This is a genomic window from Meiothermus sp., from assembly GCF_037443965.1.
Taxonomy (GTDB): domain Bacteria; phylum Deinococcota; class Deinococci; order Deinococcales; family Thermaceae; genus Meiothermus.
Genome location: NZ_JBBINI010000024.1, coordinates 1 through 18,350, shown reverse-complemented (window position 1 = coordinate 18,350; position 18,350 = coordinate 1). Strand labels below are relative to the sequence as shown.

Annotated in this window: 19 protein-coding genes; 15 read left to right on the top strand and 4 right to left on the bottom strand. The window is 62.7% G+C overall.

All coding sequences use genetic code 11. From position 1 onward, the window contains the following. Positions 1–24 precede the first annotated feature (24 nt). From murF to WKI89_RS12520, 14 genes are all read left to right on the top strand, one after another. A complete protein-coding gene (murF, locus tag WKI89_RS12585; protein ID WP_337870130.1) occupies positions 25–1,332 on the top strand; it encodes a UDP-N-acetylmuramoyl-tripeptide--D-alanyl-D-alanine ligase in 1,308 nt (435 codons plus the stop codon). After that, entirely contained in the window at positions 1,329–2,204 is an 876-nt protein-coding gene (locus tag WKI89_RS12580; RefSeq protein ID WP_337870129.1) for a hypothetical protein, read from the top strand. Before murF ends, WKI89_RS12580 begins: the two co-directional genes overlap by 4 nt. Continuing rightward, on the top strand, positions 2,201–3,070 hold the full coding sequence (locus WKI89_RS12575; RefSeq protein WP_337870128.1) for a phospho-N-acetylmuramoyl-pentapeptide-transferase: 870 nt from the start codon (positions 2,201–2,203) through the stop codon (positions 3,068–3,070). The genes WKI89_RS12580 and WKI89_RS12575 overlap by 4 nt, the downstream gene beginning before the upstream one ends. Beyond that, positions 3,067–4,341, top strand: coding sequence for a UDP-N-acetylmuramoyl-L-alanine--D-glutamate ligase (murD, locus tag WKI89_RS12570; RefSeq protein ID WP_337870127.1), 1,275 nt, complete (start codon positions 3,067–3,069; stop codon positions 4,339–4,341). The genes WKI89_RS12575 and murD overlap by 4 nt, the downstream gene beginning before the upstream one ends. Then, positions 4,334–5,446, top strand: coding sequence for an FtsW/RodA/SpoVE family cell cycle protein (locus tag WKI89_RS12565; protein WP_337870125.1), 1,113 nt, complete (start codon positions 4,334–4,336; stop codon positions 5,444–5,446). Before murD ends, WKI89_RS12565 begins: the two co-directional genes overlap by 8 nt. 163 nt (positions 5,447–5,609) lie before the next feature. Beyond that, on the top strand, positions 5,610–6,644 hold the full coding sequence (locus tag WKI89_RS12560; protein ID WP_337870123.1) for a glycosyltransferase: 1,035 nt from the start codon (positions 5,610–5,612) through the stop codon (positions 6,642–6,644). Further along, positions 6,641–8,014: a UDP-N-acetylmuramate--L-alanine ligase gene (gene murC / locus WKI89_RS12555; protein ID WP_337870121.1), complete on the top strand. Its 1,374-nt coding sequence runs from the start codon at positions 6,641–6,643 to the stop codon at positions 8,012–8,014. The genes WKI89_RS12560 and murC overlap by 4 nt, the downstream gene beginning before the upstream one ends. Before the next feature lie 39 nt (positions 8,015–8,053). After that, positions 8,054–8,887: a UDP-N-acetylmuramate dehydrogenase gene (locus WKI89_RS12550; RefSeq protein WP_337870119.1), complete on the top strand. Its 834-nt coding sequence runs from the start codon at positions 8,054–8,056 to the stop codon at positions 8,885–8,887. Positions 8,888–8,939: 52 nt separating this feature from the next. Continuing rightward, positions 8,940–9,569: an FtsQ-type POTRA domain-containing protein gene (locus WKI89_RS12545; RefSeq protein WP_337870117.1), complete on the top strand. Its 630-nt coding sequence runs from the start codon at positions 8,940–8,942 to the stop codon at positions 9,567–9,569. Continuing rightward, positions 9,566–10,843: a cell division protein FtsA gene (gene ftsA / locus WKI89_RS12540; protein WP_337870115.1), complete on the top strand. Its 1,278-nt coding sequence runs from the start codon at positions 9,566–9,568 to the stop codon at positions 10,841–10,843. The genes WKI89_RS12545 and ftsA overlap by 4 nt, the downstream gene beginning before the upstream one ends. A gap of 75 nt (positions 10,844–10,918) precedes the next feature. Further along, the gene (ftsZ, locus tag WKI89_RS12535) at positions 10,919–11,983 is read left to right on the top strand and encodes a cell division protein FtsZ (RefSeq protein ID WP_337870113.1); all 1,065 of its coding nucleotides are present in this window, start codon (positions 10,919–10,921) and stop codon (positions 11,981–11,983) included. Between the two features lie 411 nt (positions 11,984–12,394). Then, positions 12,395–12,889 (top strand): crossover junction endodeoxyribonuclease RuvC, encoded by a 495-nt coding sequence (ruvC, locus tag WKI89_RS12530; RefSeq protein ID WP_337870112.1) that lies wholly within the window; start codon positions 12,395–12,397, stop codon positions 12,887–12,889. Positions 12,890–12,916: 27 nt separating this feature from the next. Next, a complete protein-coding gene (locus WKI89_RS12525; protein WP_337870111.1) occupies positions 12,917–14,299 on the top strand; it encodes a TetR family transcriptional regulator in 1,383 nt (460 codons plus the stop codon). A gap of 8 nt (positions 14,300–14,307) precedes the next feature. After that, on the top strand, positions 14,308–14,865 hold the full coding sequence (locus tag WKI89_RS12520; protein ID WP_337870110.1) for a hypothetical protein: 558 nt from the start codon (positions 14,308–14,310) through the stop codon (positions 14,863–14,865). A gap of 26 nt (positions 14,866–14,891) precedes the next feature. Here WKI89_RS12520 and WKI89_RS12515 read toward each other — a convergent pair whose 3' ends face one another. Both WKI89_RS12515 and WKI89_RS12510 read right to left on the bottom strand, forming a co-directional pair. Beyond that, complete coding sequence (locus WKI89_RS12515) at positions 14,892–15,311, bottom strand: YbaN family protein (RefSeq protein WP_337870109.1); 420 nt, start codon at positions 15,309–15,311, stop codon at positions 14,892–14,894. Positions 15,312–15,441: 130 nt separating this feature from the next. Beyond that, a complete protein-coding gene (locus WKI89_RS12510; RefSeq protein ID WP_337870108.1) occupies positions 15,442–16,434 on the bottom strand; it encodes an iron ABC transporter substrate-binding protein in 993 nt (330 codons plus the stop codon). A 144-nt stretch (positions 16,435–16,578) separates the two neighbouring features. Between WKI89_RS12510 and WKI89_RS12505 the strand changes: the two genes are divergently transcribed. After that, positions 16,579–17,031, top strand: coding sequence for a hypothetical protein (locus WKI89_RS12505; RefSeq protein ID WP_337870107.1), 453 nt, complete (start codon positions 16,579–16,581; stop codon positions 17,029–17,031). Between the two features lie 21 nt (positions 17,032–17,052). On the opposite strand, the gene WKI89_RS12500 is transcribed toward WKI89_RS12505, so the two are convergent. Then, complete coding sequence (locus tag WKI89_RS12500; protein ID WP_337870105.1) at positions 17,053–17,850, bottom strand: YwiC-like family protein; 798 nt, start codon at positions 17,848–17,850, stop codon at positions 17,053–17,055. Positions 17,851–17,852: 2 nt separating this feature from the next. After that, positions 17,853–18,170, bottom strand: coding sequence for a cupin domain-containing protein (locus WKI89_RS12495; RefSeq protein WP_337870103.1), 318 nt, complete (start codon positions 18,168–18,170; stop codon positions 17,853–17,855). Between the last annotated feature and the right edge of the window lie 180 nt (positions 18,171–18,350).

The window sequence follows — 18,350 nt, the reverse complement described above, 5'->3', positions numbered from 1 at the left end:
TGAGGACGATACTCATGTGAGGCCATGGTGCAGCGGAAGGAACCCCCAGAACTGAGCCCCGATTGGGTTGCCGGCCTGACCGGCGGCAAGGTGCACGAAGGCACTGCCCCGGCCCTGGACTTGCACTGGGACTCGCGTAAGGTAGGGCCCGGCACGGCGTTTTTTGCGTTGCCGGGTGCCAGGGTGCACGGGCGGGACTTTAGCCAACAGGCCCTCCTGGCAGGGGCGGCTTTTGTGGTGAGCGACCAGGCCCACCCCGGCGCAGTGCAGGTAGAAAAACCCGAGCGGGCCTTGCTGGCGGTGGGGCGGGCCCTGCGCGACCGCTTTAGCGGCACGGTGCTGGCGGTGGGGGGCAGCTCGGGCAAAACCACCACCAAGGAATGCCTGGCCCAGGGCCTGGGATGGCCTGCGCCCGAGGGCAACCTCAACAACGCCCCCGGCCTGACCCGCTTTTTCTTCCATCTGGCCCAGGGGGAAGGCTGCGTGGTGGAGCTGGGGATTGACCGGCTCTTGGAGATGGCCGAGCTAACCTATCTGGCCCACCCAGACTTTGCTGTGCTCACCAGCCTGGGAGTGGAGCACCTGGAGGGGCTGGGGAGCCTCGAGAACGTGGTTCGGGAAGAGAGCTGGCTGCTGCATGTGAGTCCCATACGGCTGGCCAGTATTCAGGCTGCTGAGTTTCTAAATCTACCTCACCTGAAAACCTACGGTATTGGCGCGGGGGACTTCCGCGCCGAGGGGTTGGAGATGGGCCTCGAGTCTACCCGCTTCCGCTTTGAGGGGCATACCGTTACCCTCCCCTACCCTGGGGTGGGGCCAGCCATGGGCGCACTGGCCGCACTGGCTGCCGCCCGCATGCTGGAAAAGCCCCTCCCAGAGGTAATCGAGCGCTTATCTGCGCTCAAGCTACCCCCAGGCCGGATGCAGCGCCTGCGGTTGGGCGCGGTGGATTTCCTCCACGATGCCTACAACGCCAACCCCCTTTCCTTCAAGGCCGGGATGGAATACCTGCAAACCCAACCGGGCCGCAAATGGCTGGTGCTGGGGCGTATGGCCGAGCTGGGCGAGGAAGCCTTGAAGCACCACCTCGAGGCCGCCCGGCTGGCCGCCCAGGTCAGCCCCAACCTGGTTTTTATCGGCCCGTTTGCAAGGCAACAAGCCGCCGAGGCCGGCGGTACGGCTCTCGAGACCATCGAGGAGGCCGTGCAGTTTCTATCTCACCGGGTGCAAAAAGGCGACCTGGTCTACCTGAAGGCTTCGCGCAGCGTGGGGCTCGAGCGCCTGTTGGAGCTGTGGCCCGGGGCCTCCCATCCAGTCGAGGAGGGCGCATGAGGTGGGGGTTGCTGGCTTTGGGCCTGGGGCTTTCGGCCTGTATACCGCAAACCCAGAGCACCCCGGCCTCTAGCGGTGCACCCGTCCTGATCGAAGGGGGGGTGGTGGAGGGGCGTCTGGTACAGGCCGCTGGACTGCAACTGGCCCTGCCCAGCCCTACCCCCTGGGTTGCCCGCAACGGCCCCATCCTGCTGGCAGCCTACCCCTTCCAGCTTCTGATCTACCAGAACGGCTTTATCCAAGATAGCCTGCCATTGCCGGGGGTTCCCACCTTTGTGCGGGCCAAGCCCCTGCCGTTGGTGGGGCTGGAAGACCGGCTATTTGTGCCGGGCCTGGGCACACTCATGTACAAGGCCAAGGATGCGCTCTACACCCGCGAGGGGGTCTTCTGGCTCGACGACGAGGGGCTCAACCTGGACCGCCGCCGCCTTAGCGAGGGCCGCTACAGCTTCCTGAGCGCCAACCAGCGCTACGTCTATGCTTTCGGACGTGAGGCCTTGCGTCTCCCCGACAACCTGCGCGTCCCGCTGCCCGGCATGGCCAGGGCTGCCGTGGTGCTCGAGGATCTCTACCTTCTCACCGACGAGGGCCTCCACCGCCTTAGCCTCGAGGGCTTGCGGCTGGGCTTCCGGGCGGGCAGGTTCGGGGGCCTCGAGACCGACGGAACTTTCCTCTATACCCTCGAGTCGGGCCGCCTGCTCACCCTGCGCCTCAACCTGGATACGGCCCGCCGTTTGGAACCCACAGACCCATCGGCTGAGGTGAAAGAACAAGAACCCGACCCGAGCGGAGCCGGGGTAGCCAACGCCGAAAGCCTTGGGAGAGATACAGCCTCCACCGCCGCCTCTCTCCCCCATCCGGAGGCACCATGAGCACCCTCGCGGCAGCCGCACTCCTGAGCTGGTTCCTGGTGGGCTTATGGATCAGCCTGATGCAGTCCCTCAGGCTGGGCAAACAGGTGCGGGCCGATGGGCCGCAGAGCCACCTGGCCAAAGCGGGAACCCCCAGCATGGGCGGCGTGGCCTTTATGCTGGCGGCTGCTCTCGTCTACGGGCTGGTGGGGGGCGACCGCTGGGCCGGGCTCTGGCTCCTGGTGCTGGGCATGGCCCTGCTGGGCTTGGCCGACGATCTGGCCGGTTCGCTGCGCCGTCCTTTGAAAGCCCGCGAGAAGCTGGCGGTGCAGGTGCTGATGAGCCTGGTCTTCGCGGTTTGGGCAGCGCGCCAGATCCAGTACACCCCCTACCCAGTGCTGGACGTTGCCCTGTTCACGCTGGTGGTGATTGCAGCCTGCAACGCCTTCAACTTCACCGATGGGGTGGATGGCCTCCTGGCCAGCGTATCGGCGGTAATCCTGTTGCCCTTGGCCGGACTGCCTACCGCCCAGGCCACCATTGGGGCTTTGCTTGGCTTTCTGTGGTACAACGCGCCCAAGGCTACGGTCTTTATGGGCGACACCGGCAGCATGGCCCTGGGGGCCCTGGCCGCAGGGCTGTTCATCCTGGAAGGCAAGATGTGGTGGCTTCCGCTGGTGGCGCTTATTCCGGTGCTGGAAGTGCTCTCGGTCTTTATCCAGGTTAGCTATTTTCGACGAACTGGCCGGCGCATTTTCAAGATGAGCCCCCTGCACCATCACTTCGAACTCTCGGGCTGGCCCGAGAGCAAGGTGGTCTTTCGCTTTGTGGTGGTCACGGCCCTGTGCACCGCGCTGGCCGTACATCTATGGGGAGGCCCCGCATGAACCGGCTGGTCTACGGCCTGGGGCGTAGCGGCCTTGGTGTGCTGGGTTATCTAAGGCGGCACGGCCTCCAGGCCCGCTTCTATGACGATGAGCTGAGGCCTGAAGAGGTGGCCCAGGCCGAGGCGCTGGGTTTTCACCTCGAGCCCTACCCCCTTCCCGGCCGCTACCAGCAGGTGATTGCCGCCCCTGGTGTTCCCATCCAGCATCCCCGGCTGGCCGCACTGGGAGCGGGGGGCGCCGAGATTATCGGCGAGGCCGAGCTGGTCTACCGGCATTCGCAAACCCCGCTCATCGGCATCACCGGCACCGCCGGCAAAACCAGTTGCACCCTGTTTACCGGACACTTTTTGCGCGCCCTGGGCTTCAAGGCCGTCGAGGGGGGCAACATTGACCCCCCCCTGGCGAGCGTGGTGGACGATGCCGAGGTGGTTGCCGCCGAGATGAGCAGTTTCCAGCTCGAGCGCATCGTACGCTTTAGGCCCCGGGTTGCTGTGCTTTTGCTCCTGGGGGTAGACCACCTCGACCGCCACGGCAGCCTCGAGGCCTACCACGCCGCCAAGCTCAACCTGATCAAGAACCTCACCGCCGAGGACGCGCTGGTTTACAACGCCAAAGACGAGAAAATCCTAGCGGGTATCGAAGGCAACCCCGCCCGGCGCTATCCCTTCGAGCCCGCGGGCGACCCCCGCGAAACCAACCTGAACGCCGCCGAGCAGGCGGCCCTGGCCTATGCCCAGATCGTAGCGCGCGAACAACCCCTACGGGTCTGGGCAAGGGAGCCCACCGCCCTTAGCCTGAAGCCCTTCCGCACCTCTGCCCCACGGCCCCAGGCCCGCTACGAAATTTTTGCTCGCATGGGCGAGCTACAGTTCATAGACGATTCCATCGCCACCCGCATAGACTCGGTGCGCATGGCACTGGAAGCCGCCCCGGCCCCGGTGGCCTGGGTGCTGGGGGGCGTGGACAAAGGTGCTCCGCTTCAGGAGTTGCGGGATGTGGTGCGGCGCAAGGTGCGCTTGATCCTGGCCGTAGGCCGCGACGGCCCCCGCATGGCCGAGCCTTTCCAGGACCTCGTAGAAGTCGTAGTGATCCGCGAACCAGACGGGCGCAAAACCCTGGAACAGGCGGTGCTCGAGTCCCGCAAACGGCTGGCCTCGGGCAGCGTTTTGCTGGCCCCGCTGGCTACGTCCTTCGACCAGTTCAAAGATTACAAAGAACGCTCCAAGGTATTCCGGGAAGTGGTGTTTGCTTTGGGAGGTACGCATGGATAGCATTCTCTTGCTGACACAGTTGCTGCTCTTTGCTCTTTCGGCACTGGGGGTGGCCACCTCCGACTGGATGCGGGCCGCACCTTCGCCGCACAGCCTAGAAAACCTGCGCAACATTGCCATCTCGCTGGCTTTGATGCTGCTCATCTCGCGCCTGCGCCCCCATTGGGCCATCTGGGCTGCGCGGCCCTTTTTTATCCTCTCGCTGGCGCTGCTGGTAGCCAACCTGGCGGTGGGGTTTGGGCCCGGCAGCGAACGGCGTTTTATTGACCTGCCCTTTACCTCTTTCAATATTCAGGCCTCGGAGCTGGCCAAGCTGGCCGTGGTGCTTTACCTGGCCGCCTTCTTCCACAACAAGCCCACCGACTACCCCATCATCGGCCCCATCATTGCCATTAGCCTGGTAGCCGGGCTCATCATCGCCTCCCCCGATCTGGATACCGGCCTGTTCGTGCTGCTATTATCGGGGTTCTTGCTGGTGGTAATTGGCGTGCCCTGGCGGCGCCTGCTGGCCATTGGGGCCACCGCCTGGATTCTGGCTCTCTCGGTCTCGGGCCTGTACCTGGATCGCTTTGAAAAAGTACGTGACCGCTTCGAGGGCTGGAGCACCTACGTGACCGGGCGAGTCAACGAACTGAGTCCAGAGGTCATGCAGGGGCCCTTGTACCAGATCACCCAGGCCCACAAAATCATTGTGAATGCGGGGCTTTTCGGACAGGGGGTGGGGTCGCGGATGCCCCACCTGCCCGAATCGCACAACGACTTCGTGCTGGCCTCGATCATCTGGGCCGGGGGCTGGTTGGCGGGACTGATGGTCTTGCTGGCCTTATGGCTACTGCTGGCCAGAGGGCTCCAGATTGCGGCGAACCTGGAGGGCTCCGTCAGCGTCTTGGCACTGGGGCTCACGCTGTACTTGGTTTTGCAAGCCGCCCTCAATATCGCTGCCGTGATGGGCACCATCCCGATTGGAGGTTCCCCGCTGCCCATGGTCAGCATGGGCGGTAACTCGATGATTATGGCCGGAATCGCCATGGGCCTTCTGCAAGCCCTCTCGCGCGAGGCCTTTGGGAACAGGGAGCAAAGGCCCGCCCAGGAGGCCCAGCAATGAAAACGAAAATAGCGCGAACCCTTGCGTCCTGTGCTGCCGGGTTCCTCCGGTTCAAAAATAGCGAAGGTGCACCTGGACGAAGCCAGCGGAGGGGTACGGTTATGGCCTCCAATCCAACCGGGCCATGGGGCGTCCTTTCCTTCTCGCTCCCCGAAGGAGGCACATGGTGATTGTCACCGGCGGCGGAACCGGCGGGCACCTCTATCCGGGGCTGGCAGCGGCGCGGGCGCTACTGGCCGCTGGTGAGCCGGTGACCTATGTGGGGGCTTTGGGGGGCCTCGAGGAACGGGTGCTCCCGGAAGCCAAGCTGCCGTATCGGCTGATCCCGGCAGGCAAGCTCTCGCGCGAGGCGCTGCGTCCGGGTGAAGGGATGAAGGTGCTGCGGGGCCTTTTGCAAGCCCGGTGGCTGGTGCGGGAGCTGCGGCCCAGGGCGGTGCTCTCTATGGGCGGCTACGCGGGCTTCCCGATAGCTTTCGTGGCCGCGCTGCTGGGCATTCCCATGGTGATTCACGAGCAAAACGCCAAGCTGGGGCTGACCAACCGCATCCTGGCCCGGCTGGCCCGCCGGGTTACCCTCTCCACGCCCCTACAACTGGAACCCCGGCTGGCCGCCAAAACCCAGGTGGTGGGTTACCCGGTGCGCGAGGAAAAACACAGCCAGGCCGAGGCTCGAGCGGCCCTCGGGCTGGACCCCACACGTCCTACCATCCTGGTTCTGGGCGGGAGCCAGGGCAGCAAGGAACTCAACGAGCAACTGCCCCAGCGGCTCAATCCCCTCCTGGACGAGTGGCAGGTCCTGCACCAGTGCGGGGTGCGCTGGGAAGCTGAGCTCAAGGCCCAAGAGCGACCCCACTACTTGGTGCGGGGCTACCTGGACAGCGCGCTGGCCTGGAGCGCCGCCGACTTTGCCATCACCCGCGGGGGGGCGGGCACCATGGCAGAAGCCGCCTTCCACCAGGTACCGGTGCTGGGCGTACCGCTACCCCGCAACCTGGACGGGGGCGCGCAGTGGGCCAACGTGGGCTTTTATGCCGAGCGGGGCGCGGCCCGGCTGCTTTACGCCTGGGATCAGTTCGAGGCCGAGCTTAATGCTTTGCTCGACCCCTCCACGCGGGCCCACATCCGCGATAGACTCAAGGGGTTGTCGCCAGCCGGAGCAGCCGAGCGGCTGGCCCAGATTGTTTTGGAGGCGGCGTGAAGCATTATCACCTGATGGGCATTGGCGGGATTAGCATGAGCGGACTGGCCCGCATCCTGCGCAAGGACGGGCACATGGTCAGCGGCTGCGATAGCCAGCTCTCCGATCTAACCCGTCACCTCGAGCGCGAAGGCATCCGGGTCTACCTGGGTCATAGCCCAGCGCATCTGGAAGGGGTGGACGTGCTGGTGGCCTCTACCGCCATCCCGGACAGCGAGCCCGAACTGGCCACCGCCCAGACCCTGGGCCTGCCGGTCTGGCGGCGGATTCAGGTGGTGGCTGAGATTCTGCGGGGCGGTTATAGCCTGGGCGTCACCGGCTCGCACGGCAAAACCAGCACCACCTCCATGCTGGCGAGCATTTTTGTGGCGGCCCAGACCGACCCCACGGTGCTGCTGGGGGCCGAGCTGGGCCTGATCGGCGGCAGCGCCAAGGTGGGCTCGGGCCGGTATCGGATTGCCGAGGTGGACGAGTCCGACCCCTTGTTCCGCTTTCTGGAGCTGGACTTGGCGGTACTGACCAACCTCGAGCCCGACCACGTATCGCCCGATGGACAGGCCCGCCCCAACTACCACACCTCTTTCGAGGCCCTGCAAGATGCTGTAGGTTCCTTTGCGGGCCGGGCCCGGCACATCATCTACAACGGCGAGCCCCGCTGGCAGTTGCTGGACACGCTCACCCAGGGCCGCCCTCGCAGCAGCTTCGGGCTTTTAGCAGGCGACTGCCACGCCAAAGAGATTGCCCTCGAGCCCTTCGGCAGCCGCTTCGAGCTGGTCTGGCAGGGTCAGGTGCTGGGGCCGGTGCGCCTGCAAGTCCCCGGCGAACACAACATCACCAACGCCCTGGCCGCCTCGGCGGCGGCGCTGGTGGCCGGAATCCCCTTCGAGGCCATTCAACAGGGCCTCTACCAGTTCACCGGGGCCAGCCGACGCTTTGAGAAGATCGGCGAACTCAACGGAGCCCTGATCGTGGACGACTACGCCCACAACGCCACCAAACTGTTCGTCCTGCTCAAAGCCGCCCGCAACACCGGCCTGCGGGTGCGGGCCGTCTTCCAGCCCCACCGCTATGGCCGCAGCGAGCAGGAGTGGCCCCTGTACGCCCAGGCCCTCGAGCAAGCCGACGAGACCCTCCTCCTCGACGTCTACGCCGCCGGGGAGACCCCCCTCCAACTCACCAGCGCCCAGATCGCCCAGCGTATGCTCGAGCACCTCAGCGCCAAAGGCTGCCGGGCTTCGCACCAAAGCTGGGACAGCACTCTTGACTACCTGCGCCAGAGTGCCGCACCGGGCGATCTGATTCTGACCATCGGGGCCGGCAGCGTCTCCAGGCTGGGGCGGCTGCTGGCAGCCGAAAAGGAGGCCGTGTGAGGGGTTTGGGGAAGGCTACATTTTTTATGAGGTGAGGTCATGGAAATTGCGCGCCTGCCACTCGCCAAACTCACCACCATCGGGGTCGGGGGTGAGGCCGAGGTCTGGACGGTGGAGACGCTGGATGACCTCAAAACGGCCACCCAGGCCCCCTACCGGGTGCTGGGCAACGGTTCCAACCTGCTGGTCTCGGACGCGGGCGTCCCGGAACGGGTGATTCGGCTCGCGGGGGAGTTTGCCGAATGGAACCCCGACCTCGCGGGCTGGGTGGGCGCGGGCGTCCTGGTGCCCACGCTCCTGCAGGCCTCGGCCCGGCTGGGCCTGAGCGGCCTCGAGGGCCTGCACGGGGTGCCGGCCCAGGTGGGCGGCGCAGTCAAGATGAACGCCGGCACCCGCTTCGGCGAGATGGCCGACGCCCTCGAGCTCGTCGAGCTCTACCACGACGGCGGCCTGCACGTGTACCACCCTTCGGAGCTGGGCTTCCGCTACCGGCATTCCGAGCTGCCCGAGGGCAGCATCGTCACCCGCGTCAAGCTGCGCCTGACCCCCTCCACCGAGGAGGCCGTACGGGCCAAAATCGCCCTGGTGGACGCCGCCCGCAAGGGCCAGCCCAAAAAGAAAAGCGCGGGCTGTGCCTTCAAAAACCCCCCCGGCGACTCGGCGGGCCGTTTGATTGATGCAAACGGCCTCAAAGGAACCACCATAGGCCGGGCCATGATTAGCCTCGAGCACGGCAACTTCCTGGTCAACCTGGGCGGGGCCACGGCCGCCGAGATGTATGCCCTGATCCGCAAAGTACAGGCCGCCCTGCCCCTCGAAGTGGAGTGGGAAATTTGGGGTGAGATTGCGGTGGAGGCGGAGGTGAGCCGATGAGAAGATGCAAGGGGTTATGCAAAAGCAATGGGCCTCTTAAAAGGGGGTTGGTATGATCCGGGCGGTGCTGCTGGCCTTGTTGCTGGCCTCCCTGGGAATTGGCTCTTTTGTGGTGTTGCCCATCCAAGAGGTTGAGGTGGTGGGGAACCGGCAGCTCACAGAGGCCGCAATTCGGCAGGCCACCGGCCTCGAGCCGGGCCGTCCATGGCTTTGGGCCTGGCCCTACAAGCTCGAGCCCCTCCAGCACAACCCCTGGATCCAAAGCGTGCGCCTCGAGCGCCCCGCCCCTGGCCGGTTGCGCATCGTGCTTGAAGAGCGCACTTCTGTTGCTAATCTCATCCAGGGCTCTGAGCGCTACGGCCTGAGCAGGGATGGGGTGCTGTTGCCAGGTGCGCCTGCACGGAGCCCAGTGCTCGAGGGAAGGGGCGAAATTCCCATTTCAGACCTGCTTCTGCTGGTGCAAACTTTTCCAGACGCCCAGCGCATCCGCTACAGCGTAGCGGGCTATCAGGTCTTGACCCTAAATCTTAATTTATGGGGCAAGAATGTCAGAGAGTTGCAAGATTGGGCCAAAGCCAGCAGAATAGGCAAAAGTGACGCAAGCAACCCTCTTGCGCACCCTAGCCCTTCGCCGGATAGCCGTATCTATGTGTATTCTTGGGGGGTGAGTGCTCGCCGATGATTCTCGTAGGCTTAGATGTCGGAACCACCAAAGTAACCGCAGTCATCGGTGAACTATCCTCGGATGGCATCCTGGACATCATCGGGGAGGGCACGGTTCCTTCCCAGGGGCTCAGGCGCGGGGTCGTCACCAATCTCGAGCGCACCACCGAGTCCATTCGCCAAGCTATTTTCCAGGCCGAGCGGGTGGCCGGGGTCAAGGCCGAGCGGGTCTGGGTGGGGGTGGCCGGCGCCCACGTCCGCAGTGTCACCAGCCACGGTCTGGCGGCCATCCGGCGGGGTCAGCAAATCTCCGCCACCGATGTCGAGCGGGCCATCGAACAGGCCAAAGCCTACCCCTTCGAGGGCGACTACGAACTGATTCATGCCCTGCCGCTGGATTACCGCGTAGATGGTCAGGAAGGTATCCGCGACCCCATCGGTATGGCCGGGGTACGCCTAGAAGTGGATGTGCATCTGGTCGCGGGCAGCAAAGGCCCCCTCACCAACCTGCGCAAAGCCGTCGAAGACGCAGGCCTGGATTTGCAGGGCATGGTGTTGCAGGCCTACGCTTCGGGGCTGGCGGTGCTCTCGCCCGAAGAGCTTTCCATGACCGTGATGCTGGTGGATATCGGTGGAGGCACCACCGATGTGGCGGTCTTCCGCCAGGGGCGGCTGGCCCACTCGGCGGTGATTCCCCTGGGCGGCGACCACGTCTCGCAAGACATTGCCAAGCTGCTGCAAATCCCGGTGGAGGAAGCCGAGCGGGTTGCCAAAAAATACGGCGCCGCGCTGCCCGAGCTGGCCGATCCCGAGCTGGTGCTGGAGGTCAGCCAGGAAGGTGCGGCCCAGATCACCTACCAAGCCCCCGACCTGGCCCGCATCATCCGCCCTCGCCTGCGCGAAATCCTGCACCTGGCCCGCCAGAGCGTAGACGAAGCCTTAGGGCCACTGGAAATTACCGTCGGCAAGGTCATCGTGACCGGCGGCGCCAGCATGGTGCGCGGTTTGGAAGAACTGGCCCGCAAGCAGTTCAACCTGCCAGTACGGTTGGGCAAGCCCCTGGGAGTACAGGGTCTGACCGATGTGGTAGCCTCCCCTACCCACGCAACCGCAGTGGGGCTGGTGCGCCACGCCGCCAACCTAGCAATACAGACCTCCCTTTCCAAAGGACACCGTCCCAGCCGCAGCAAAACCATTCAACCGAGCAAACCGGTCATCAACACCGAAGGGGCAGTCAATGCCGCAGGCGGGCTGTGGGAGCGTATCAAAGGGATGTTCAAGAACTTCTTTTAGCAGGCCAATATCGCATTGTGGAAGTTCGGTCAGATGAAGTATGGAAGCAATCGGAAGAGGGTACTAGGAGAGATTATGGGTGACGTGCAGATCAAGGTAATCGGACTCGGCGGCGCAGGCAACAACGCAGTCAATCGCATGATCGAGTCGGGGCTCACGGGCGTAGAGTTTATTGCAGCCAATACCGATGCACAGGTATTGACAACCAGCCTAGCCGATGTACGCATCCAATTGGGCGACAAACTCACTCGAGGGCTGGGTGCAGGCGCCAACCCCGAAATTGGTGAAAAAGCCGCCCAGGAAGCCGAAGAACTGGTAAGTGAGTACCTCGAGGGTTCCGATATGGTCTTCATCACCGCCGGGATGGGCGGGGGCACCGGCACCGGCAGCGCTCCGGTGGTGGCGCAAATTGCCAAGGGCCTTGGGGCCCTCACGGTAGGGGTCGTCACCCGCCCCTTTGCCTGGGAAGGCCCTCGTCGCCTGCGGGCTGCCGAAGAGGGCATCAAACGGCTGCGCGAACAGGTAGACGCGATGGTGGTCATCTCCAATGACCGATTGCTGAACGCCCTCGACAAAAAAGTCTCCGCCAAGGATGCCTTCATGATTGCCGACCGGGTGCTTTACCACGGGGTGAAGGGCATTACCGACGTGATCAACCTGCCCGGCCAGATCAACCTCGACTTTGCCGATGTGCGCACGCTGCTCTCTGGAGCCGGTCAAGTCTTGATGGGCATTGGGGCGGGCCGGGGCGAAAACAAGGTTGCGGAGGCGGCCCAGTCGGCCATCCAAAGCCCCTTGTTGGATCGCTCGGTGGATGGGGCCCGCAAGCTGCTGGTCAACGTGGTGGGCGACGAAGACATCTCGCTCCTGGAAGCCAGCAACGTGGTGGAGCAGATCCGCGAAGCCACCGGCATGGAAGATGTAGACGTGCTGTACGGCCTCACCTACGACAACCGGGCCCAGGACGAGATGCGGGTGATCCTGATTGCAGCGGGTTTTAATGAGAGCGCGGTGGTGGCCAAGCCGGGGGGTCGCCCGCTTATGGACTTCCCCACCAGCAACGTGGACGTGGGCAACTTCGATATCCCGGCCTTCATCCGCTACGGCGACGGCGACTACCCCCCCAAGCGGGGCAACTAGCCTTGCTCATCGAGTACCGGAGTCTAGCACCGGCACCGAAGACTCTCGATGCTCGACCGTTGGCCTCATGCCGAGCATTGGTTGGGCAGTTTCCTAGACGAAGACCATTTGAGCCGACTGATACCGTTTCCGCTCGAATCCTTCACCGCCATGCGTAGTCAAAGGTGAAGGATTCAAGCCGACCGAAGGGAGTAGAAAAGCATTTCGGCAGTATCGTTTAGACTTTCAAAAGTGAACGATACTGCCGGAATGCGTATGAGGTGATACCAGCTTCGGGTAGTCTGTTACTGAACGGTTGCGGGCTGCCCCGTTACCCGCGCAGCGGAGGGCGATACGTCCTCGAGGATTCAAAAAGACCGTCCCTTGGAGTTTTTTGTCAGATGAATGTCGTCTTGAATCCGGTGTTGCTATATGGTTGTCCTTGGCATTGACCCCGGCATCACCAATCTGGGCCTGGGCGTCGTAGAGCAGGTGGGCAAGCAGGCCCGGATGCTCCACGCCGAGGTGGTCAAAACTACCCACGGCGAGACGGCACCCGAGCGGGTGGGTAAGCTTTATCGGGCCGTCTACCAGGTGGCTTCTACCTACCGACCCCAGGCCATTGCCGTGGAGGAGCAGTTCTTCTATCGGCAGAACGAACTGGCCTACAAGGTAGGCTGGGCCATGGGGGCGGTGTTTCTGGTGGCCGATCAACTTTCGATTCCGGTGCATGGCTACGCCCCCCCCAGGGTCAAGCAGGCCCTAGTGGGGAACGGTCAGGCCGATAAGGATCAGGTAGCCTATATGGTGCGGGCCATTTTGGGCCTCAAAACCCTTCCCAGGCCCACCCACCTGGCCGACGCGCTGGCCATTGCCCTAACCCACTGCTTCTACAACCCACTTGTGCCAGGTAAACAAGTCGGCTAACTTCCTACCCCTACAATATGAGGTGCTATGGGTCGTTTTCTCGCGATACTAGCTTTAGCCCTGGGAATGGGTGGGTTTGGCCTTACGCAAGGGGTGCGCAGCATGGGCATGGCCGGCCTGGTGCTGCCCAGCCCCGGTGCTGCCTATCTGAACCCGGCCTACGCAGCCTTTCCAGCAGGCCTATACGGCTCCGACACGGGTTTTCAACTGCCCATCGGATTGCTGGGTCTGGTGCTGCGCCCGGAAAGCAACCCCTTACCCGCTCTGGGCGGCTTCTCCAACCTCACCAACGAGAACAGCCCCTTTGACCTGCTGACCTTTTACGACCAGTTCAACCACCCCTTTCAGTTTCTGATTAATCCTGCTTCCTCCAAAGCCTTTATCAACCCCGACACCGGCTATCCCGAAATTCAAATTGAGTTGGAAGCCGGTGGCGTCCGGATTACCGACTATCAGGGCAACCCCATTAACCTGGACCTGGGACTCGGCACCCCTACAGGGGTGGGCTCGAGCAAGGCCCTCACACCGAGCCCCATCTTTCGGGTTCCCTTCTCGCTGGGCAGCAACCTTTACCTCGACTTCGGCCTGTTCGCCGGAGGTTTTGGCCTGGGTCTTTCACCCAACCCAGAGCTCCGTCGAGCACTGCAACAGAGCAGCCTCGAGCCCAACACCGAGTACGCCCTCATCCTGAACGGAAGCGCCCAGGCAGGCCTCAGCGTGGGCTTTGGCTACGCGACCCGGCTGCCCGATCTACCCATCCCTGACTTTGGCACCGCCAGGCTCTACGTCGGGACTCGAGGGGAGGCTTTTTACGGCCTGGCCTACCTCGAGGCCAATGGCAGCGTGGGGGTTCAGACCAATGCCCAGGGCCAGTTTGACCCCAACCAACCCCCGGTCTATCGGGGCAGCGTGTTTTATACCCTTCCCGGCAACGGCAGCGGTTTTGGGGCCCGGGCCGATGTCGGCATGGTGATGGAGAGCCAGGGAACCACGGTAGGGCTGGGCATCCGCAACGCCCTGGGATTTGCCCGCTGGACCGGCACTGAGCTGCGCTGGGATGGGTCTTCCAGCAACCCCATCTCCGGGCAGGGCGAGCGCAGCAGTTTCGGTTTTGTCCCCGCCTTCTTCCTGAATGCCGCCACCCAGCTACCCCTGGAGGTGGGAACCCTAATTGTGGGCGGCGATCTGGGCTACGAAACCGGCCTGTTTGGCCGCATAGGCGGCGAGTACAGCCTGGGCCCCGCCCGCATCCGGGCCGGCCTGGGCTTCGACAACGGCTTCCGCTTTGGTCTGGGGGCCGGGTTTGCGGGGCCAGGATTCACGTTGGACGCCGCGCTGACCACGCACCGTGCACCCATCGTGGGCAACACCGTTTTTGGTATTGCCCTGAGCCTGGGGTTGGGATTCTGAGGTGAGCCATGCCGAGACTTGCTCTTCTCACACTTATCTTGCTGCTGGTAGGTTGCAGCGCAGCCACCCGCTACACCATCAACGTCAACGTCCTGAGCTTTATTCCGCAAAACCAGCGTACCCTGAGCATCCCTTCGGGCTCGGGCTCGCTTTTGTTTCCAGGGGCCAACCAGGAGGGGCTCCTGGTTCCCCTACCCATTCGGCTGGATATCCTCGAGCGGGGGCAGATTCTGGTAACGGCCACCCTCAACAACACCGGCAACTCAGCCTTTAGTGGTAGCTACGAACTACGCCTGGCACCCGAAAGCGACACCAACGTCAACGACAACACTGGGGGTGATATTGGGCTTGGGGCCGGCAATTTTGGTGTGCCGGTAGGGGGCACGCAGGAAATCTCAATCAACCTGACCTTGAGCGATACCCAGAACAAGAACGCCCTGGACATCATCAAAGGCGGCGCTTTTCGGGTGGCTATCCGGGTCGGGGCCAGTAGCTCAGGGGGCACCCTGGCCCTGAACCAAGGCCGTATCTCGGTCACCGGACGACCTTTTGCCGTTATCAAGTAAACGTCTCGTGACGAGCGGACTCCGCTCTACCGAACTTCACCCATCCGGCCCTGTGCCAGCACGATCTCTTTGGTGGGAATGCGGCTGTGGATGAACCAAAAACCCACCACCCCAACCAACAGCACCAGTACCTTGACCCAGAAAACCGGAATTAGAAAGATGGCGCTGGTCAGGGCAAAAAAGCTTAGCATGCACAGGGCGAAGATCTTGGCTTTGCGGGGCATCCCCAGCCCGGAGCGGTAGTCGCGCACCAGGGGGCCTACTTTGGGCAGGTTGAGTACCCAATTGAGAAACCGCTGGCTGCTGCGGGAGAAAAAGTAGGCGGCCAGGATGAAGAAAACCGTGGAGGGCATTCCCGGCACCACAGTACCAACAAAACCCAAACCTGCAAAGAAAAACCCAAGGAAAAGCCAGAGGGGCCGTAAGGGGTTGATGGGCGACTCCATAACTTCTAGATAGTATGCCAAAAAGGCAGTAGGGATAAATGTACCCAGCACTGGCAAAAGTCTGGGAGGGCATCAAAACAAACCAGCCGATGCAAGCTTCGGCTGGTTATTGCACAGACCAGATGCGGCTTTACAGCAAGCCAGCCTCGCGCAGCAGCTTGAGCGCGGTATCGAGGGGCAGCTTTTCGAAGTCTACTTTAGGACTCTTGGCTACGGCCTGGTTGATGGGCAGTAAGTTGCCCGTGAGCACGATGCCACGGGCAACAGGGTACTCGATGATCTCACTGGTAAAGAACTGTTGCCCCTTTGGTGAGAGTAGCCAGAGCAGGAAGCGGTTGGCCGCCGCTAGGTTTTTGTGGGTCTTGAGAATGCCTGCACCGGTCACCAGGGCCAGCCCACCTACGTCGCCGTCGGCAAAATAGTAGGTGCCAATTTGCTGCCCAGCCCGCACAAAACGCTGGATGTAGTAGTGGTTGGTGGAGCCCAGATCAATCTCACCCGAGCGAATGGCCTCCATCATGGCGGGGTTGGAGGCGTAGGCTTTGGGTTCCAGCGCTTTCATCTCGCTCAGCCACAGGCGGGTGCGGGCTTCGCCAAACTGCAGGATCATTGCGGCAATCATGTCCTGGAAGCTGCTGTAGGTGGGTGTCCAGCCAATGCGGCCTTTGTACTGCGTCAGCTTGGGTAGGTCCATGATGCTCTTGGGCAGGTCTTCGGGCTTAACTTTGGCGGGGTTATAGGCCATCACCCGCAAACGCATGGTCAGGGGAACCCACATCCGGCTGGCGGGTACAAAATTGGTGGCGAGGCGGGTGACGGAGTCTCCCAGTCGGATAAAGAGCCCCCGCTCGGTAGCAACACCCAGGGCACCTGCCGTGTTGGCCCAGAAAATGTCGGCTGGGCTGCGGTTTCCCTCTTCTTGCAGCGCCGCCAGTATTTCGGCATCGCGCCCGTAGCGCACGTTGACCTTGATACCGGTCTCGGCCTCGAACTGTTTGACCAAGGGCTCAACCAGCCCCTGCCCGCGCCCGGTATAGACCGTGAGGGTTTGCTGCTGGGCTTGTACTACACCCAGCGACATCAGAAGAGTAAAGATCAGGACACGATATAGTTTCACTTCCATCCTCCTGTAAAGGTTTCAAGTCGTCACCGACTTCAGCGTGAGTCTATTGGGGCCTGGCCCTAAAGTCAAGTATTCCAGTCGGATTTATGTAGTTTTAGCAATGAGAATCATTCTCAGCACAAAGTGCGCGATAGACTTGAAGCCATGAACAGATTCTTGACGCCTAAGGTTATGAGGGCGATTGGACAGATTCTGGCCGTTTCCTATCCGCTACTGGCACTTTCCGCAGGGGTTCGTTCGGTTTATCAGCTTTTTTTCAAACCCGGTGTAACGGACTATTTTCCCCCAGCCCTCTCGGCAGTGGCGGCTATATGCTATTTGTTGGCGACGGTAGCATTTGTCATTCGCAAACCCTGGGCCTGGCGGATGTCGGTGGGGGTGCTGGTCTTCGAGACGGCGGGCGTGCTGGTGGTGGGAACCCTCAGCGTTTTCCTACCTGAGGTGATTGGGCGCACGGTCTGGCACGACTTTGGCATTGACTACGGCTTTTTGCCGCTCGTCCAGCCCATACTGGGCTTGGTGTGGCTGTTCTGGCCGGAAAACCGCAGGATGTTTTTCACGCCAGGCATCGAGCAGAGAACCCCCAACACGCCCTGAGCTGGCTTCTCTGGGCACCGGCTATCCCAGTCGCAGGCCCAACCCTGTGCACCCTACGATCAACAGTCCAAACGCCATCTGCGTCCAGCCGACCACCCTGGCGGGCACCGGAGGTTTGCTAAAGGTATAGAGCGAAAGTGGAATGAGCATGGCCAGGGCCACCACGCTCGGCCAGGGAACCAGACCCACCCGCGTTCCGATGATGAGCACCGCAACGGCGAGAACCTCCGTAAGGTAGACAGCTACCCGATTGACCGACTCGCCCCTGGCCCGCCGAACCTGGGCTCGAGCGTAGTAGATGGCTGCCATAGAGCGCATCGCCAGCACCAGCCACAACCCCAGCGCGGGCCCGGCCTCCAGGCCCCCTGCCAGCCCGATGCTCGCCGCCACTGAACCCATTGCAACCGCTCCGGCCAACTCGGGGACGAGGTTGCGGCCCTGGTTGTGGGCATCGAACCAGAGCTGAAGGCCCATCAGCGGCAAGGCCAGTAGCAGCGGCCACCAGAAAGCACCCTGGGCCATCCAGGTTGCAAGCAGTAGACCCGCCAAAGCGAACCCTGCGTAGAGCAGGGCGAAATTACGGGCAATGGGGGTTCGAGGGTAGGACTTACCCTTGCGCAAATCGGCCAGCCACAGCTTGAGGGGGTGGCGGGTAAGAAAAGCCGCCAGCGCGAAGATGCCCAAACCCAGCCCAGCCCAGGCAGGCGCAACCAGCAGGCCCAGCAGAACGGGCTCGAGGGTGAATCCCCAGCCGCCGTGCTCGTTGGGGAGCGCCACCGACTTGAGGGGGACTTTGATACTGGGGGTCGGAGCCACCATACTCAATCCTTTGGCAACAAGGTTAGCAGCATCATTAGGGGACCTTCGGCCCGCACCGCGTGCACCAGCCCAGCCGGCATATAGACCCAGGTGCCGGGCATGGCTGGTTTTTCCTCATGGCCCAGTTTGAGTTGGCCTTGCCCCGAAAGTATGTGCAGAATAGCCGGGTGCGCGGCGGAGTGCTCGGAAAGTTCCTGCCCGCTGTCGAATGCAAAAATAACGGTCTTGATGCCGCCCTCGCTGTGTAGGGTACGGCTGAGGATGCCATTTTGGGGTGGCGCTACTTCCTCCAGAAGATCGGGTATGTGGTGATAGCTCATTAGCTCATAGCCTCCTTCGGTAGACCTCCACCTCGGGCGGACGCTCGAGCAGCCATACCGTTTCCGCTTGAATCCTTCACCGCCCGCCGCAGTCAGAGGTGAAGGATTCAAGCCGACCGAAGGGAGTAGAAAAGCATTTCGGTAGTATCGTTTAGGCTTGCCGAAGTGAACGATACTACC

Coding starts and splice junctions, on each gene's coding strand:
- WKI89_RS12565 (WP_337870125.1), top strand. CDS start 4,334: ATGGATAGCATTCTCTTGCTGACACAGTTGCTGCTCTTTGCTCTTTCG.
- WKI89_RS12515 (WP_337870109.1), bottom strand. CDS start 15,311: ATGGAGTCGCCCATCAACCCCTTACGGCCCCTCTGGCTTTTCCTTGGG.
- WKI89_RS12550 (WP_337870119.1), top strand. CDS start 8,054: ATGGAAATTGCGCGCCTGCCACTCGCCAAACTCACCACCATCGGGGTC.
- WKI89_RS12500 (WP_337870105.1), bottom strand. CDS start 17,850: ATGGTGGCTCCGACCCCCAGTATCAAAGTCCCCCTCAAGTCGGTGGCG.
- WKI89_RS12545 (WP_337870117.1), top strand. CDS start 8,940: ATGATCCGGGCGGTGCTGCTGGCCTTGTTGCTGGCCTCCCTGGGAATT.
- WKI89_RS12580 (WP_337870129.1), top strand. CDS start 1,329: ATGAGGTGGGGGTTGCTGGCTTTGGGCCTGGGGCTTTCGGCCTGTATA.
- WKI89_RS12505 (WP_337870107.1), top strand. CDS start 16,579: ATGAACAGATTCTTGACGCCTAAGGTTATGAGGGCGATTGGACAGATT.
- WKI89_RS12525 (WP_337870111.1), top strand. CDS start 12,917: ATGGGTCGTTTTCTCGCGATACTAGCTTTAGCCCTGGGAATGGGTGGG.
- WKI89_RS12575 (WP_337870128.1), top strand. CDS start 2,201: ATGAGCACCCTCGCGGCAGCCGCACTCCTGAGCTGGTTCCTGGTGGGC.
- WKI89_RS12495 (WP_337870103.1), bottom strand. CDS start 18,170: ATGAGCTATCACCACATACCCGATCTTCTGGAGGAAGTAGCGCCACCC.
- ftsA (WP_337870115.1), top strand. CDS start 9,566: ATGATTCTCGTAGGCTTAGATGTCGGAACCACCAAAGTAACCGCAGTC.
- ftsZ (WP_337870113.1), top strand. CDS start 10,919: ATGGGTGACGTGCAGATCAAGGTAATCGGACTCGGCGGCGCAGGCAAC.
- WKI89_RS12520 (WP_337870110.1), top strand. CDS start 14,308: ATGCCGAGACTTGCTCTTCTCACACTTATCTTGCTGCTGGTAGGTTGC.
- murF (WP_337870130.1), top strand. CDS start 25: ATGGTGCAGCGGAAGGAACCCCCAGAACTGAGCCCCGATTGGGTTGCC.
- ruvC (WP_337870112.1), top strand. CDS start 12,395: ATGGTTGTCCTTGGCATTGACCCCGGCATCACCAATCTGGGCCTGGGC.
- WKI89_RS12510 (WP_337870108.1), bottom strand. CDS start 16,434: ATGGAAGTGAAACTATATCGTGTCCTGATCTTTACTCTTCTGATGTCG.
- murD (WP_337870127.1), top strand. CDS start 3,067: ATGAACCGGCTGGTCTACGGCCTGGGGCGTAGCGGCCTTGGTGTGCTG.
- WKI89_RS12560 (WP_337870123.1), top strand. CDS start 5,610: ATGGTGATTGTCACCGGCGGCGGAACCGGCGGGCACCTCTATCCGGGG.